This is a genomic window from Rhodococcus sp. 15-2388-1-1a, from assembly GCF_002259145.1.
Classification (GTDB): Bacteria; Actinomycetota; Actinomycetes; order Mycobacteriales; family Mycobacteriaceae; genus Rhodococcoides.
The window spans coordinates 579,383-592,590 of the sequence record NZ_NPFP01000008.1; the positions used below are offsets into that span (position 1 = coordinate 579,383).

The 13,208-nt window shown below is 67.5% G+C and carries 13 protein-coding genes; 11 read left to right on the top strand and 2 right to left on the bottom strand.

Translation table 11 applies throughout. The features are described 5' to 3' along the window. The first annotated feature begins 14 nt into the window (after window positions 1–14). Both CH302_RS07255 and CH302_RS07260 read left to right on the top strand, forming a co-directional pair. Window positions 15–1,982, top strand: coding sequence for a primosomal protein N' (locus CH302_RS07255; protein WP_176460668.1), 1,968 nt, complete (start codon window positions 15–17; stop codon window positions 1,980–1,982). A gap of 80 nt (window positions 1,983–2,062) precedes the next feature. Next, window positions 2,063–2,914, top strand: a complete 852-nt coding sequence (locus tag CH302_RS07260) for a cyclase family protein (RefSeq protein WP_037189389.1) — start codon at window positions 2,063–2,065, stop codon at window positions 2,912–2,914. Here CH302_RS07260 and CH302_RS07265 read toward each other — a convergent pair. Continuing rightward, complete coding sequence (locus CH302_RS07265; RefSeq protein ID WP_230596210.1) at window positions 2,830–4,560, bottom strand: diguanylate cyclase domain-containing protein; 1,731 nt, start codon at window positions 4,558–4,560, stop codon at window positions 2,830–2,832. The two genes, CH302_RS07260 and CH302_RS07265, sit on opposite strands and share 85 nt — an antisense overlap. 301 nt (window positions 4,561–4,861) lie before the next feature. Between CH302_RS07265 and CH302_RS07270 the strand changes: the two genes are divergently transcribed. The 3 genes from CH302_RS07270 to CH302_RS07280 all read left to right on the top strand — a co-directional run bounded on the left by CH302_RS07270 (window position 4,862) and on the right by CH302_RS07280 (window position 8,073). Beyond that, window positions 4,862–5,596 (top strand): PadR family transcriptional regulator, encoded by a 735-nt coding sequence (locus CH302_RS07270; RefSeq protein ID WP_037190049.1) that lies wholly within the window; start codon window positions 4,862–4,864, stop codon window positions 5,594–5,596. A gap of 87 nt (window positions 5,597–5,683) precedes the next feature. Further along, window positions 5,684–6,607 (top strand): methionyl-tRNA formyltransferase, encoded by a 924-nt coding sequence (fmt, locus tag CH302_RS07275; RefSeq protein ID WP_037189388.1) that lies wholly within the window; start codon window positions 5,684–5,686, stop codon window positions 6,605–6,607. Beyond that, entirely contained in the window at window positions 6,604–8,073 is a 1,470-nt protein-coding gene (locus CH302_RS07280; RefSeq protein ID WP_037189387.1) for an RsmB/NOP family class I SAM-dependent RNA methyltransferase, read from the top strand. Before fmt ends, CH302_RS07280 begins: the two co-directional genes overlap by 4 nt. A 17-nt stretch (window positions 8,074–8,090) precedes the next feature. On the opposite strand, the gene CH302_RS07285 is transcribed toward CH302_RS07280, so the two are convergent. Next, complete coding sequence (locus CH302_RS07285; protein ID WP_037189386.1) at window positions 8,091–8,480, bottom strand: MmcQ/YjbR family DNA-binding protein; 390 nt, start codon at window positions 8,478–8,480, stop codon at window positions 8,091–8,093. Between the two features lie 36 nt (window positions 8,481–8,516). On the opposite strand from CH302_RS07285, the gene rpe reads away from it, so the two are divergent. The 6 genes from rpe (at window position 8,517) to CH302_RS07315 (ending at window position 13,174) form a co-directional block, all read left to right on the top strand. Next, complete coding sequence (gene rpe / locus CH302_RS07290) at window positions 8,517–9,191, top strand: ribulose-phosphate 3-epimerase (protein WP_037189385.1); 675 nt, start codon at window positions 8,517–8,519, stop codon at window positions 9,189–9,191. Next, window positions 9,191–10,222: a bifunctional diaminohydroxyphosphoribosylaminopyrimidine deaminase/5-amino-6-(5-phosphoribosylamino)uracil reductase RibD gene (ribD, locus tag CH302_RS07295; RefSeq protein ID WP_037189384.1), complete on the top strand. Its 1,032-nt coding sequence runs from the start codon at window positions 9,191–9,193 to the stop codon at window positions 10,220–10,222. The genes rpe and ribD overlap by 1 nt, the downstream gene beginning before the upstream one ends. After that, entirely contained in the window at window positions 10,223–10,834 is a 612-nt protein-coding gene (locus CH302_RS07300) for a riboflavin synthase (protein ID WP_037189383.1), read from the top strand. Between the two features lie 86 nt (window positions 10,835–10,920). Then, entirely contained in the window at window positions 10,921–12,210 is a 1,290-nt protein-coding gene (locus CH302_RS07305; protein ID WP_052047558.1) for a bifunctional 3,4-dihydroxy-2-butanone-4-phosphate synthase/GTP cyclohydrolase II, read from the top strand. After that, complete coding sequence (gene ribH / locus CH302_RS07310) at window positions 12,207–12,704, top strand: 6,7-dimethyl-8-ribityllumazine synthase (RefSeq protein WP_037189382.1); 498 nt, start codon at window positions 12,207–12,209, stop codon at window positions 12,702–12,704. Before CH302_RS07305 ends, ribH begins: the two co-directional genes overlap by 4 nt. Window positions 12,705–12,733: 29 nt before the next feature. Continuing rightward, window positions 12,734–13,174: a PH domain-containing protein gene (locus CH302_RS07315; RefSeq protein ID WP_037190047.1), complete on the top strand. Its 441-nt coding sequence runs from the start codon at window positions 12,734–12,736 to the stop codon at window positions 13,172–13,174. Window positions 13,175–13,208: the final 34 nt, after the last annotated feature.

Below are 13,208 nucleotides of genomic sequence, written 5' to 3' on the forward strand. Positions count from 1 at the left end.
CGCGCATTCTCCCGATGTTGCCGCTGCCGCATCTCGACCGCGAGTTCGACTACCTCGTTCCCGAGGAGGTGAGCAGTGATGCTCAGCCCGGTGTCCGAGTTCGGGTGCGGTTCGCAGGACGATTGGTCGACGGTTTCGTGCTGGCGAGACTGGCAGAGACCGAACACTCCGGCAAGCTCGGCTGGCTCGATCGGGTGGTGTCGGCGGAGCGAGTTCTGACCCCGGAGATCGCGGAACTGGCCGAGGCGGTGGCCGATCGGTATGCCGGGACCAGAGCGGATGTGCTGCGTCTGGCGATCCCGGCTCGCCATGCCCGAGTCGAGGCGGAACAGACACCTGTCGTCGAGCCGCCCGCCGAGCCCGACATCGACCGAGCAGCCTGGTCGGCCTACACCCACGGCTCGAACTTCCTCGATGCGTTGGCATCGGGACGCATACCGCGAGCGGTATGGCAGGCGTTGCCCGGTGAGCGCTGGCCGATGCGGTTGGCGGAGGCCGCCGCCGTGACCGTGGCAGGCGGTCGTTCCGCGGTGGTGGTGGTACCCGATCAGCGAGACCTCGATCGACTGGAGACGGCCTGTGTGGCCCTGCTCGGTGCCGACCGGGTGGTGGCGCTATCGGCCGGACTGGGCCCGGCGAAGCGGTATCGGCAATGGTTGCGTGGTCTGCGATCGGGCCCGGTCGTCGTGGTGGGGACACGCAGCGCCGTGTTCGCTCCGGTGACCACTCTCGGCATGATTGCCATCTGGGACGACGGTGACGACAGTTTCGCCGAGCCCAGATCACCGTATCCGCACGCCAGAGAAGTGGCGTTGCTTCGGGCGCACGTGTCAGGGGCAGCAGTGGTGATCGGAGGACATTCACGGACGGCGGAGGCGGAAGCTCTCGTGGATTCCGGTTGGGCACACGACCTGGTGGCCTCCCGTGAGCTGGTCCGTGAGCGTCAACCCCATGTGGTGGCCTTGGCGGACTCGGACCATGCGCTCGCGCGGGATCCGGCAGCCCGTGTCGCCCGGTTGCCCGCGATCGCGTTCGAGGCGGCGCGAGCCGCACTGAAGGCCGATTCGCCTGTGCTGGTTCAAGTTCCGCGCGGCGGATACGTACCGTCACTGGCGTGTGCCAAGTGTCGGCACCCGGCTCGGTGTCGCCGGTGCAACGGGCCGCTGGCACTGCCCTCCGCCCCGGGTAGCGACGGAGCGGGCAGTCCGACGTGCTCGTGGTGTGGAATCGCCGACACCGCGCATCGGTGCACGGTATGCGGATCACGCAACCTGCGTGCGGTCGTGATCGGAGCGGGCCGCACCGCCGAGGAACTCGGACGGGCATTTCCCGGCGTACCGGTACACAACTCGGGAGGTGCCGCCGTGCTCGACGCCGTCCAGCCGGGTGCCGGTCTCGTCGTGTCCACCGTCGGTGCCGAACCGACGGTCGACGGTGGGTACGGCGCTGCCCTCTTGCTGGACGGTTGGGCGCTGCTCGGCCGGGCAGACCTGCGCGCGGCAGAAGAGACACTGCGTCGGTGGATGACGGCCGCCGCCTTGGTTCGGCCGGGTGCGGCAGGTGGCCGCGTGGTCGTCGTCGCCGAATCCGAGATACCCACGGTGCAGGCGCTGGTTCGCTGGGATCCGCTGTGGCACGCCAGAAGTCAGTTGGACGAGCGAGTCGAGGTACGGTTCCCGCCCGCCGTGCACGTCGCGGCGATCGACGGAACCACCGATGCGATCACTGCGTTGGTGGAGAGCGCAGATCTGCCCGAGGCAGTGGAAATACTCGGACCCGTCGATCTGCCGGACGGCCAACGGGCACCTGCGGGCAGCGGTGAGGACGTACTTCCCGGTGATGTGCAGCGGCTGTTGATACGCGTGCCGCGGAGCACAGGGGCGGCGTTGGCGCGAGCGCTGGCCACCGCGCAGGCGTCTCGTAGCGCCAAGAAACTCGGTGCGGGAGTGCGGGTTCAGATAGACCCGATTCGAATCGGTTGACACTGCCGTCGGGGCTCGCCGTGGCCTAGGGTTGCCTCGGGGCGGTGCACGGGGCGCCGACGAGAGATGGGTCGGGGGACATGAAGAGAAGACAGCTTTTTCGCCGTGTGACAACAGGTTTGGCAGTGGTGATCGGGGCCCGTCTGGTGTCGCCCACCACCGCCGACGCCCTGCCCGGTACCGGCTCGGCGCAGCCACCGATACCGGCCGTTCCGTTGGACCGACTGCTACGGATCGTGTCGCTCTCGCACATCAACGATCCGGCGCTCACCCCGATCTTTCCCGGCGATCCCGAATTCTCGCTCGAGACGGCGTTCACCGTCGCGGACGACGGCTTCTACCTCCAGTACGTCAAGGAGGGCGAGCACACCGGCACGCACTGGGGAGCGCCTGCGCACTTCCAGGAAGGTGGGCTGACCGCCGACCAGCTCGATCCGGAGGATCTGTTTCTGCCTGCGGTGAAGATCGACATCCGTGATCGGGCGGCGGCCGACGCCGACTACGCCGTGACCGTGGCAGACCTGCAGAACTGGGAAGCAGTCAACGGAGCCATTCCGCCAGGGGCGGCTGTCGTTCTGTGGACCGGCTGGGAGTCACGGTGGGGGACCGATGCGTACGCCAACGCGGACGCGGACGGGGTGACGCACCAACCCGGGTTCTCCGCGGAGGCTGCGCAGTGGTTGATCGACACGGGCAGGCTCGCCGACAGAGGTGCCCTCGGCACCGACACCTTCGGGCCCGATCTGGGCAACGACGACACCTATCCGGTGTCCGTCAAGCTCTACGACCGGCGTCGGATAAGCCTGGAGAACCTGACCAATCTGGAGTCGATTCCGACCACCGGCGCCTACGTTCTGGTCGGTGGTCCGATCAACCGAGCCGGATCCGGCTCGCCTGCAACCATTTTCGGTTTGGTCCCGCGAGTCGCGTGACCGGAGCCGCTCGGCACCGCGCTGAGTGTGCCCGCGGTGTCGTAGGCGTAGATTCCGGCCTTGCCCTCGCGTTTGGCCTTGTACATCGCGCGATCGGCCAGCCGCATCAACTCGTCCTCCTCGTCGACGTCGGCGGTGTCGGTGCAGGTGTCGGATCCGGCCACGGTCGTGGAGTCGTGGGGTGTGCGGTCGAGTCGACCGATCTGCACCACGCCCACGCACACGCCGACCGACACCGAATGGCCGTCGATCTCGTGGGCTGTCCGCATCGCGTCGGCGATGCGGACAGCCGTCGCTCGACCGGCATCGAGGTCGGCGTACACCAGGGCGGTGAACTCGTCACCGCCGAAGCGCGCCACCACACCGTCGACCACGCATCGGTCGAGGCGGCGTGCGAGTTCGACCAGTAGTCGATCACCGCCGCCGTGGCCGAATCTGTCGTTGACGCTCTTGAAGTCGTCGAGGTCGATCAGCAGTAGGACGGCGGGGCCTCGGCCCGCTCGGGCGTCGTTCACCGCCGCTCGAAGGTGTTCGTCGAACGACGACCGGTTGAGCAGTCCGGTCAGTCCGTCGTGGTGCGCGCGGTACGTCAGCTCGGCCTGTGCCCGAGTCAGGCTCCGAAGCAGATTGTCGTTCTGAACCAGCGTGATCACCTGGCGAACCAGGGAGAGCAGCACCACTGCAACCCCGAGGACGATGACGGTCGAATCCAGGTTCCCGGTCTGCACACGCAGTATCGCCAACACGATCCCTATCGCACCCATGAGCCCGTACGGCAACAGCAGCTGCGTTCTCTCACCGGTGACGGTCTCGGTACACGCCCCTGCGGTGGGCTCCGATCCGTACCGAGACGATCCGTGTGACGACGAGCCGAGCGGCGACGGGGTTTCGTCGACGGTCCGCGGGGAGGCGGCCGCGAGAGCGATGAGCGCAGTGCCGGCGATGAACCCGCCGTCGGTCAGAACCGGCATGAAGTCCGCGCCGGTGGCGACGAGGTACGCGTAGATGCTGTCGGATACCGCCATCATCAGGATGCCGGCACCGAGCAGGGTGAGCTGCGTTCGGTATCGCGCCGCGATCTTCGGGATCACGGCGAGAAGCACGATCATGGCCACGAGAACCAGGTCGGTGATGGGATACATGATCGCCACGAGGAACTCGATCGATTCGGATTCCGACGAGTGCACGACCGCACCGAGCACGGTGGCCCAGGAGAGAACGAACAGGGACCCGACGACGACGGCCCCGTCGAGCAACGACATCACCCAGACATGGCGTGCACCTGCGGCAGCTCGTCGGGGCGACAGACCGACGAAGGCGAGCAACGCGGGCACGGCGAAGATCGGGAAGAGAAAGAACCCGACGTCGGCGATCGATGCGGTCGGCAGCGGCATGTCGAGAGCGGATCGATAGAAGGCCCAGACCGCCATGCCTGCACTCCAGCACGCCATTCCTGCGGCCATCAGAACGCGCCACTGCCGTTCGGAGCCCGTCCTCGTGGGCGCGGTACGCCAACACACGATCGTCGCGGTGATCCCACCCGCGAGCTGTGCGACGTCGTCGATCAGCACGGAGATTCGCTGGCCGAGAACGTTGGAGCCGGCGAGCAGGACGATGGCGAGGACGCAGCCGAGAACGACGGTCACGCGTCGCCTCGTCGATCCGGCCACACGGCCCCCCTCGTTCGTGAGCGGGCGCTGTCGAGCCGGCCGCTGGATTCCGGTGCGGTCCACGAGAGCTCGTACCGACCGCGCCATTCTAACGAGCGAGAGCGATCCACGACGCGTTCCTCGGATGCAGAAACTCGGAGGTTGCCTCTGGGCCTTGCCAAAGATCTATTGCCGATATATCGTCGACGTGTCAATCGATACGAAGGAGTACGACATGAACTACGCATTCGAAGGATTTGCACACGAATTCGGACGTCGCGCAGGCGCACGTCGACACATGCGAGGAGCACCGTTCGAGATGTGGGTCGCGCAGAGTGACGATCGCGGCCCGTCGGACGATCACGGTCCGCGAGAGCGAGGCCGCGGAAAGAGAGGGCACAGCGAACGCAGTCGGCATGCCGGTGGCCCGTTCGGACGAGGACGAGAGGGCATGCGCCCCGGCTTCGGCCCCGGCGGTTTCGGGCCCGGCGGTTTCGGACCCAATGCAGATTTCGGTCGAGGCCGGGGTCGGGGAGGGCGAGGGCGACGCGGGGACGTGCGTGCTGCAATCCTCCTCTTGCTCGAGGAACGTCCGATGCACGGATACGAACTGATCCAGCAGATCGCCGAGAAGAGCAACGGCACCTGGAAGCCGAGCCCGGGCTCCATCTATCCGGCCCTGTCGCAACTCGAAGACGAGGGTCTGGTCCTCATCGACAAGGTGGCCGGTCGAAAGACGGCTGCGTTGACCGACGAGGGGCGAACACACACGGAGAATCATCGAGTCGACCTGGGCAGCCCATGGGACGACGTGGCCGAGTCCGTCGGTGTCGACGCCAGGGATCTTCGGGCGCTCATCGGTCAATTGATGGGCGCCGCCGGTCAGGTAGCCGGAGTCGGCACACCGAAACAGGTGGAACAGGCAGCCGAGATTCTCACCGAGGCACGCAGGTCGCTGTATCGGATCCTCGCCGACGACGGTCCGGCCGATCGAGATCCCGACGACACGGTCGACGCCCCCGACGCGACGTGATCGACAGGTGCGGAATCGTCCGCAGCGCTCGCGACTCCCTAGGATGAACACCCGAGATCCTTTCGTCCATCCCAGGGAGTTGCTCGAGTGCGCGTCGTCTTTGCCGGTACACCGGAGCCTGCAGTCCCGTCGCTGCGGCGACTGCTGGAGTCCGAACGCCACGAGGTGATCGCGGCGGTGACCCGGCCCGACGCCTCTGCAGGCAGGGGTCGCAAGACGATGCGGTCACCGGTCGGGCAGTTGGCCGACGAGCACGGAATCCCGGTGTTCACACCCGCGAAGCCCTCGGATCCGGATTTCGTCTCACAGCTCACCGAACTCGCACCCGACGTGTGTCCGGTCGTCGCATACGGTGCACTGCTGCCGCAGCCGGTGCTCGATATCCCTCGCTTCGGCTGGATCAACCTGCACTTCTCGCTGCTGCCTGCGTGGCGAGGTGCCGCACCGGTGCAGGCGGCCATCGCCGCAGGTGACGAGATCACCGGTGCCTCCACCTTCCTGCTCGACGCGGGAATGGACACCGGGCCGGTATTGGGCGTCGTCACCGAGCGGGTACGCGCAACCGATACGACAGGGGACCTGCTCACCCGACTGGCATCGAGTGGAGCAGACCTACTCGCTGCCACCCTCGACGCAATCGAGGACGGGACGGCATCCGCGCACCCGCAGCCCGAGGACGGAATCTCCTACGCGAGCAAGGTGAGCGTCGACGCCGCCCGCATCGACTGGACTCGATCTGCAGCTTTCGTCGACCGGCACATCAGATCGGTCACCCCCGCACCGGGCGCATGGACGACGATCGGTGAACTCCGCGTCAAGATAGCCCCGACGACGCGCTCCGAGGACACGTTGGCCCCGGGCGAGATAGCGGTGCGCAAGTCCGGCGTGCACATCGGAACAGGCACGACCGCAGTCGTTCTCGGCGATGTTCAACCGCAGGGCAAGAAGCTCATGAAAGCACTCGACTGGGCGCGAGGCGCTCGGCTGGACGATACGGCGGTAGCGCGATGACAGAACCCGACAGGCCTCGAAAGCGCGAGTCGAGTCCAGCCCGAAAGACCACCAAGAAGTCGCCCGGTGCGCGCGGTCCGAAGGGAAACCGACCCCCGCAGGGTGCAGGACCCCGTGCCGTCGACGCGATCGACCCGGCCCGACGTGCCGCCCGGGACGTCCTCAAGGCGGTGCGTGAACGGGATGCGTACGCCAACCTGGTGCTCCCCGGACTGCTGCGCGAGCGCAAGTTGGATTCGCGCGACGCCGCGCTGGCCACCGAACTCGCCTACGGTGCGTCCCGAGCGCGTGGCGTGCTCGACGCGGTGATCGCCCATGCCGCCGGTCGGCCCGCCGCCGAGATCGACGGGCCGCTGCTCGACATTCTGCGGCTCGGCTCCTACCAACTGCTCCGCACCCGGGTAGCACCCCACGCGGCCGTCGCCACGTCGGTGGACCTGGCTCGGTCCGAATTCGGTACCGGCAAGGCAGGTTTCGTCAACGCGGTGCTGCGGCGCGTGTCCGAGCGTACGGCCGAGCAGTGGGTGGACGAGCTCGCACCCGAGGCGGCGATCGATCCCGTCGGCCACCTCGCGTTCGAGTACGCCCACCCCAAGTGGATCGCGCAGGCCTTCGCCGACGCACTCGGGGCGGACGCCGGTGAACTCGCCGCCGTCCTCGAGGCCGACGACGCGCGTCCCTCGGTACACCTGGTGGCCCGGCCCGGCGAGATCTCCGCGGAAGAGCTGGCGCTGATCACCGGGGGAGAAGAAGGTCCCTATTCGCCGTACGCCGTGCACCTCGACGGCGGAGATCCCGGCAAGATCGACGCCGTCCGTGACGGCCTCGCCGGAGTGCAGGACGAGGGCAGTCAACTCGTCGGCCGGGCGCTCACCCTCGCGCCACTCGTCGGCGAGGACGGGGGCCGGTGGCTGGACCTGTGCGCCGGACCGGGCGGTAAAGCTGCCCTGCTCGGGGCCATCGCCGAAATCGACGGAGCCACGGTCGACGCCGTCGAACCGACACCGCACCGAGCCGATCTGGTGTCCAAGACGACCAAGGACCTTCCGGTGACGGTGCACACCGTCGACGGTCGAACGTCCGGACTCGACCGCGGCTACGACCGAGTGCTCGTCGATGCGCCGTGCACCGGACTCGGTGCCCTGCGCCGCAGGCCCGAGGCCCGGTGGCGTCGTCGACCCTCCGATGTGGCGGCATTGGTGACACTGCAGAAGGAACTGCTGGCAGCGGCGATCGACCTGGTACGCCCGGGCGGAGTGGTGCTGTATTCGACGTGTTCTCCGCACCTGTCCGAAACCACCGCCGTCGTCGCCGACGCGGTCCGCCGCTACGGCGTCGAACAGCTCGACACCCGTGAGCTCGTGCCAGGAGTGCCGCAACTCGGCGACGGTACGTCCGTGCAACTGTGGCCGCACCGGCACGGTACGGACGCGATGTTCATGGCGGCGCTGCGTAAACCGATGTGACTTCGACGGTGGCAGAATCAGCTGCCCGCCAGGAACGTCTCGGCGACGTTCTTCGGGGCGTGGACGAGCCACCCGTCGATCAGCAGTTCCCGTAGTTCGTCGTCGTCGGTGTTGTCGAGATCCACCAGAACGGCTGCGAACCCGTCGAAATGCGAGATGGTGAAGCACGCCCGCGGGTGTGCGGCCAGGATGGCTTCCTTCTCGTGGAGGTCGGCGGTGCGGACGGCGAGGATCGGCCCGCTGGGCGGAATCTCGCTGCCGAACCGCTTCAGATCGGCTTTGCTGAACGGGCGGACCCACACGAACACGTTCTTGCCCACCGACCACGCCGGGTGGCCGTACCTGACACTCTCGGTGACCTCGGGAAGCTCGGCGATCACCGCCGTCACGGAATCCATGGCGGTCATGGGCGAACGATACCGGCTCGGCTAGGCTCGTCAATCGTGGTTTCCCCGATGATTGCCCCCTCGATCCTGTCCGCAGACTTCGCGCGTCTGGCTGCCGAAGCCGATGCCGTGTCCGGAGCCGACTGGCTGCACGTCGACGTCATGGACGCGCACTTCGTACCCAACCTCACCCTGGGGCTTCCGGTCGTGGAGAGTCTGCTGAAGGCGACGAACATCCCCCTCGACTGCCACCTGATGATCGAGGACCCGGCCCGCTGGGCCCCGCCGTACGCCGAGGCAGGCGCGTACAACGTCACCTTCCACGCCGAGGCGACCGACGACCCGTCCGCGGTCGCACGCGACATCCGGGCAGCGGGAGCCAAAGCAGGCCTGTCCGTCAAACCGGGAACACCCATCGAGCCGTACCTCGAGATGCTGCGCGACTTCGACACGTTACTGGTGATGAGCGTCGAACCGGGCTTCGGCGGACAGTCGTTCATGCCCGAGGTGCTGTCCAAGGCGAAAGCCGTTCGGGCACTCGTCGATTCCGGTGACCTCAGACTTGTGGTGGAGATCGACGGCGGCATCAACTCCGACACGATCGAGCAGGCCGCAGAGGCCGGAATCGACTGCTTCGTGGCCGGATCGGCCGTCTACAACACCGCCGACCCCGCAGCCGCCGTGCGCGACCTGCGCGACCGAGCTGCCCGCGCTTCACACCACCTGTCGTAATGAACGGCCAGGGCGCAGCAATGTCCATCGCGGACGCCATGGCCCTCGCCGTCGAGGCATCCGAGTCCGCCCGGGGGATCAGCAGTCCCAACCCTGCCGTCGGCGCGGTGATTCTCGACGCCGGTGGCGTCGTCGTCGGCATCGGCTCGACACGTCCGCCCGGCGGTCCGCACGCCGAGATCGTCGCGCTGGCCGAGGCCGGTGACCGAGCTCGCGGCGGCACCGCGGTGGTGACTCTCGAACCCTGCAATCACACGGGCCGCACCGGTCCGTGCTCACAGGCCCTGATCGACGCGGGCATCGTCGCGGTGGTGCATGCCGTCGCCGATCCGAATCCGCTCGCGTCGGGCGGCGGAACGGCCCTACGTGCGGCCGGCGTTCGCGTCGAACAGGGGATGGGCGAGACCGAGGTGCGGCAGGGGCCACTGCGAGCCTGGTTGCACAAGCAACGCACCGGGCGACCGCACGTGACCTGGAAGTACGCTGCCACCCTCGACGGACGTAGCGCCGCCGCGGACGGCACGAGCCAGTGGATCACCGGACCCCAGGCCCGGGCGCACGTCCACAACGAGCGCGCCAAGCTCGACGCCATCGTCGTCGGGACCGGCACCGTACTGGCCGACGACCCACGACTGACCGCACGACGTCCCGACGGGACCCTTGCGCCCCATCAACCCGTGCGCGTCGTCGTCGGATCGAGGCCGATACCGTCGACCGCGGCAATCCGTGGTTCCGACGCACCCACGGTGTTCCTCGACACACACGACCCAGCGGCCGTGATCGACGCCCTGAACGAGCACACCGACATCCAGATCGAAGGCGGTCCGACGCTGGCCGGAGCATTCCTCGCCGCGGGCCTGGTGGACCGCGTCGTGGCGTACGTCGCACCGGCGGTGTTGGGCAGCGGACCCGCAGCGGTGGAGAATGCGGGCATCGGAACAATTGCCGACGCAATTCGGTTCCGCACGGAGACAGTCACCATGATCGGCAACGACATTCTGATCGGCGTCGTGCCCGAAGGAGCGAAGTAGATGTTCACCGGAATTGTCGAAGAGCTCGGCGAGATCGTCGCCAAGGACGAACTGCCCGACGCCGCGCGGTTCACCGTTCGGGGCCCGGTGGTGACCTCGGATGCAGGCCACGGCGACTCCATCGCGGTGAACGGGGTCTGCCTGACCGTCGTCGAGGTGCTGCCCGACGGCGGATTCACCGCCGACGTCATGCAGGAGACGCTGAACCGCTCGAGCCTCGGTGCCCTCGACGTGGGCAGCCGCGTCAACCTCGAGCGTGCAGCCGCGCTCGGCAGCCGTCTCGGCGGGCACCTCGTGCAGGGCCATGTCGACGGCACCGGGAAGATCATCGGCCGGTCCCCGTCCGAGAACTGGACCGTCGTGCGCATCGCACTGCCCACCTCGGTCGCGCGGTACGTCGTCGAGAAGGGCTCGATCACCGTCGACGGCGTCTCGCTCACCGTCTCCGGCCTCGGCGTCGACGACGGAGCGCACTGGTTCGAGATCTCCCTGATCCCCACCACCCTCGACCTGACCACTCTCGGCACGGCCGAGGTCGGATCGCCGGTCAACCTCGAAGTCGACGTCATCGCCAAGTACGTGGAGCGGCTGCAGACGATCGACGCACAGTAAGTACTGTTGACGTGCACGCAGTCGATGGTGCATCGGAGAATTTCCAGGGCGCTGAGCCAGGCCCGAGACGTATGGAGTACACCGTGGTGACCAGGTTCGACAGTATCGAGCGCGCAGTTGCGGACATCGCTGCGGGCAAAGCAGTGGTGGTCGTCGACGACGAGGACCGCGAGAACGAAGGCGACCTCATCTTCGCCGCCGAGAAGGCCACCCCGGAACTGGTCGCCTTCATGGTCCGCTACACCTCCGGCTACCTCTGCGTTCCGCTCTCCGGTGAGGACTGCGACCGCCTCGGCCTGCCGCCGATGTTCGCCACCAATCAGGACAAGCACGGCACCGCCTACACCGTCACCGTCGACGCCCGCGAGGGCATCGGCACCGGAATCTCGGCGTCCGACCGTGCGGCCACGATGCGACTGCTCGCCGACCCAGACACCGGGGCCAACGACTTCACCCGTCCCGGCCACGTCGTACCCCTGCGCGCCAAGGACGGCGGAGTGCTGCGTCGCCCCGGCCACACCGAGGCTGCCGTCGACCTCGCGCGCATGGCGGACCTACGGCCTGCGGGCGTCATCTGCGAAATCGTCAGTCAGAAGGACGAGGGCGCGATGGCCCAGACCGACGAGCTGCGCGTCTTCGCCGACGAACACGACCTCGCCCTCATCTCCATCGCCGACCTCATCGCCTGGCGCCGCAAGCACGAGAAGCATGTCGTCCGCGTCGCCGACGCCCGAATCCCCACCAGCCACGGCACTTTCCGAGCCGTCGGCTATCAGAGCATCTACGACGAGGTCGAACACGTCGCGCTCGTTCGCGGCGACATCGCAGGCCCCGACGGAGACGGCAACGACGTGCTCGTTCGAGTGCACTCCGAATGCCTCACCGGCGATGTGTTCGGATCACTGCGCTGCGACTGCGGACCACAGCTCGACGCGGCCCTGGAAATGGTCGCCGCCGAGGAGCGCGGCATCGTGCTGTACATGCGCGGACACGAGGGGCGCGGCATCGGTCTGCTGCACAAACTCCAGGCATACCAACTCCAGGACGCGGGCTCCGACACCGTCGACGCCAACCTGCAGCTCGGACTCCCCGCCGACTCCCGCGACTACGGGATCGGTGCCCAGATCCTCGTCGACCTCGGCGTGTCCTCGATGCGGCTGCTGACCAACAACCCCGCCAAGCGGGTGGGTCTCGACGGCTACGGCCTGCACGTCACCGAGCGGGTGCCGATGCCGCTGCGTGCCAACGCGGAGAACCTCACCTATCTGCGCACCAAACGCGACCGGATGGGCCACGACCTCACCGGGCTCGACGAGTACGAAAACGGTCATTCCGCAGGCTCCACTCCCGCCCACGAAAATGGGACCACCTCATGAGCGGCGAAGGCGAACCCACCCTGCAGCTGGCAGGCGCGAGTGATCTCAAGCTGGCGATCGTCGCCGGTCAGTGGCACCAGAAGATCTCCCAGGCGCTGCTCGACGGTGCACTCCGCAAGGCCGAGTCGGCGGGGATCGCAGACGTCACGGTCATCCGTGTGGCCGGAGCCATCGAACTGCCCGTCGTGGCGCAGGAACTGGCCCGCAACCACGACGCCGTCGTTGCTCTCGGTGTCGTCATTCGCGGGGGCACACCGCATTTCGAGTACGTGTGCGACGCCGTGACGGCCGGCCTGACGCGAGTCTCGCTCGACGAGGGCACTCCGGTCACCAACGGCGTGCTCACCACTAACGACGAGCAGCAGGCGCTCGATCGCGCCGGACTGCCCGGTTCGTTCGAGGACAAGGGTGCGCAGGCCACGGCGGCCGCGATCGACACAGCTCTCACCCTCAAGCACCTACGCCAGCCATGGACGAATCAGGAGTTCACGTGACCGGCAGCGCACCGTCCGCCGAGTGGGACATGGAAGTGAAGTCGCGCAAATCGGCTCGGTACGCCATCGCGACGGCGGTACTGCTCGTGGTGGCGCACTCCACCGTCGCCGTCCTGCTGCGAGTGTCGCCGACCGGTGTGTACTTCAGAACCGCCGACCAGCTGGCGATGGCGGGAATCGGACTTCTTCTGGGAGGCCTGGCGCTCGTGCTGACGCGCCCGCGCATTCGCGTCGGGCCTGCGGGTGTCGCGGTACGGAACCTGTTGTCGGAGCGTCTCATCGAGTGGGATCTGGTGCGTGGTCTGTCCTTCCCCGACGGCGCGATGTGGGCCAGGGTCGACATTCCCGACGACGAGTTCATCAACGTGATGGCCATCCAGTCCAACGATCGTGACCATGCGGTGTCGGCGGTACGAAAGTTCCGCACCCTCGAACGCAAATACGCGCCCGCTCAGGTCGATCAGGACTGACGTCGTTCCTTCGCACCACAGCTGAGCTGCGGAT

Bases quoted from the DNA above. Each gene is read 5' to 3' on its own strand.
- CH302_RS07255 (WP_176460668.1), top strand. From the start codon at position 15: ATGTTGCCGCTGCCGCATCTCGACCGCGAGTTCGACTACCTCGTTCCC.
- CH302_RS07260 (WP_037189389.1), top strand. From the start codon at position 2,063: ATGAAGAGAAGACAGCTTTTTCGCCGTGTGACAACAGGTTTGGCAGTG.
- CH302_RS07270 (WP_037190049.1), top strand. From the start codon at position 4,862: ATGCGAGGAGCACCGTTCGAGATGTGGGTCGCGCAGAGTGACGATCGC.
- CH302_RS07280 (WP_037189387.1), top strand. From the start codon at position 6,604: ATGACAGAACCCGACAGGCCTCGAAAGCGCGAGTCGAGTCCAGCCCGA.
- CH302_RS07285 (WP_037189386.1), bottom strand. From the start codon at position 8,480: ATGACCGCCATGGATTCCGTGACGGCGGTGATCGCCGAGCTTCCCGAG.
- ribD (WP_037189384.1), top strand. From the start codon at position 9,191: ATGAACGGCCAGGGCGCAGCAATGTCCATCGCGGACGCCATGGCCCTC.
- CH302_RS07300 (WP_037189383.1), top strand. From the start codon at position 10,223: ATGTTCACCGGAATTGTCGAAGAGCTCGGCGAGATCGTCGCCAAGGAC.
- ribH (WP_037189382.1), top strand. From the start codon at position 12,207: ATGAGCGGCGAAGGCGAACCCACCCTGCAGCTGGCAGGCGCGAGTGAT.
- CH302_RS07315 (WP_037190047.1), top strand. From the start codon at position 12,734: ATGGAAGTGAAGTCGCGCAAATCGGCTCGGTACGCCATCGCGACGGCG.